The organism is Aureispira sp. CCB-QB1 (genome assembly GCF_000724545.1).
Taxonomy (GTDB): domain Bacteria; phylum Bacteroidota; class Bacteroidia; order Chitinophagales; family Saprospiraceae; genus Aureispira.
Genome location: NZ_JHBV01000177.1, coordinates 1 through 1,692, shown reverse-complemented (window position 1 = coordinate 1,692; position 1,692 = coordinate 1). Strand labels below are relative to the sequence as shown.

The following is a 1,692-nucleotide window of genomic DNA, read 5'->3' as shown; positions in this document are numbered from 1 at the left end:
ACCGTATTTTCTAATACCTGAGGAGTGTTTTTAGTGGGTTTGGGATCAGGAACAGAAGGCATTGCAGTGGTGGTAATCGTTGCAATCGGAGCCGTTGCCATACGAGATTCAGAAAGGGTACCTAGACTCATGATGTAGGGTGTTTGGAGTAAAAGAAAAGAAGGAGTAGAAGCAGCAATAAAACAACAACAGAGGCGCTAATGATGAGCAGTTGATCCCGCCGTTGTTGAACTTGCAGTTGTTGGCTAGCCTGAGCCGTTTGTGCTTGAGCCAAGGAGCCAAAAATGACTTTGAGGTCTTTGTTGGACAGTCCTTGGGTGCCAATATTTAAACCACCATCCAAGATGCCAATATCACCTGTGGAGATGGATTCAAAAACAGAACCTGCCATAGAAAAAGCATTAAAACAAGCCAAGTTGCATGAGGGAAGACAATTCCTTTTGATGGGTCGAGCAACAAGGAGGAGATCCTAAAAAGTACGGGGGAGGTCTTCCCGCAACTTGGCTTTAAGGGTTAAAGGAGGGTTGGTGTTATTTGGTGAAGGTGGTATCTAGGGTGATGTTGGCACCAATGCCCCGATAAATAGGCACTTCTAAATAGCCAAAGCCATCTAAGGTGACGTCAATGTCTGCTAGGACTCGAATGGTGGTTTGTTCGTCACTAGCCAACGATTTGGGATACAAAATATTTCGGTCGCCCATGCTAGAACCATCGTGTTTAAATTGACGCTCGACCATTTTAGCGGTAAAATGTTTGTCGTTGTCCGCATCAATGTGCATGCCATTAATGACCAATTGTTTGCCTTGACGAGCCAATTGGGCAATGGTTTGTAAGGTACCAGGACCATAGGTTCCACCAATTTCCAAGCCGATCAAAAAGTCAGCATGATCACCAGGGAAAATTTCAGGGCTATCGCCATCAATACCAATCTTCACCATGGCTTTTTCTGGAAATTTATAGCTGCCATCTTCCTTTTTTTCATCGGACAAAAGCAAGGTCAATTCCAATTGTCCTTGTTCGTCGCTGCCTTGTTTTTGAACCAAGATAGAATAGTTGGCATCAACAATACCACCTGCTTTTTGGACATCGGTGATTAATTCCTGCTCAACAGTCCCAGCAGGTAGAGGACGATAGGATAATTCACCATCGACATAAGCCCAAGGGCTCGCCATGCATAAATCTTTGGTGAAAGGGGCATAAATACGTTTTACATTCGCCATTTTCTAAGTTTCGTTTTGAGTTTGGTAGTAATAAAAGAATAAGCAGTTTGGACTTTCTTAATTGCCCATAGATAAGAGCGTTTGAAGAGGGCAAAATTGAGGATAAAAAGAAAGAGCAAGGAAAGGAACATTAAACCCGTTCTAAAGGCATCTAAGGCAAGGATCAATTGGTTTTGATACTCCATCAAGGCATACAATCGGAGGATTTCATTGGCTTGATTTTCGAGTTCTAAAAAGTGCAATTGTTGCAACAAACTATCCACGCCATCCGAGCAATAGATCCCGACATTAAACAGGCTTAACAAACTGGTAAAAACCGATTTAAGAAGCGCTTTCATTTAAAGGAGTTTTTTGTTGATAATCAGGATTAGTAAAACCACCAATCCAATGACACCAACGCCAAGGTAATCGGGTTTGATAATGAGGGTGTGTTTGGATTCATCAGGGATGAGCATAATAAAAACAAGGGTTT

At 42.4% G+C, this 1,692-nt stretch carries 3 protein-coding genes; all 3 read right to left on the bottom strand.

Annotated elements, in window-relative coordinates; translation table 11 throughout:
* Positions 1-127: 127 nt before the first annotated feature.
* The 3 genes from CG11_RS28965 to CG11_RS28955 all read right to left on the bottom strand — a co-directional run bounded on the left by CG11_RS28965 (position 128) and on the right by CG11_RS28955 (position 1,558).
* Positions 128-391 carry a hypothetical protein gene (locus CG11_RS28965; protein ID WP_156039973.1) on the bottom strand — a complete coding sequence of 88 codons (264 nt, stop codon included), beginning with the start codon at positions 389-391 and terminating at the stop codon, positions 128-130.
* Positions 392-530: 139 nt separating this feature from the next.
* Positions 531-1,220: a hypothetical protein gene (locus CG11_RS28960; RefSeq protein ID WP_052600386.1), complete on the bottom strand. Its 690-nt coding sequence runs from the start codon at positions 1,218-1,220 to the stop codon at positions 531-533.
* Positions 1,208-1,558, bottom strand: a complete 351-nt coding sequence (locus CG11_RS28955; protein ID WP_052600385.1) for a hypothetical protein — start codon at positions 1,556-1,558, stop codon at positions 1,208-1,210. Before CG11_RS28955 ends, CG11_RS28960 begins: the two co-directional genes overlap by 13 nt.
* Positions 1,559-1,692 lie beyond the last annotated feature (134 nt).

Coding starts and splice junctions, on each gene's coding strand:
- CG11_RS28965 (WP_156039973.1), bottom strand. CDS start 391: ATGGCAGGTTCTGTTTTTGAATCCATCTCCACAGGTGATATTGGCATC.
- CG11_RS28960 (WP_052600386.1), bottom strand. CDS start 1,220: ATGGCGAATGTAAAACGTATTTATGCCCCTTTCACCAAAGATTTATGC.
- CG11_RS28955 (WP_052600385.1), bottom strand. CDS start 1,558: ATGAAAGCGCTTCTTAAATCGGTTTTTACCAGTTTGTTAAGCCTGTTT.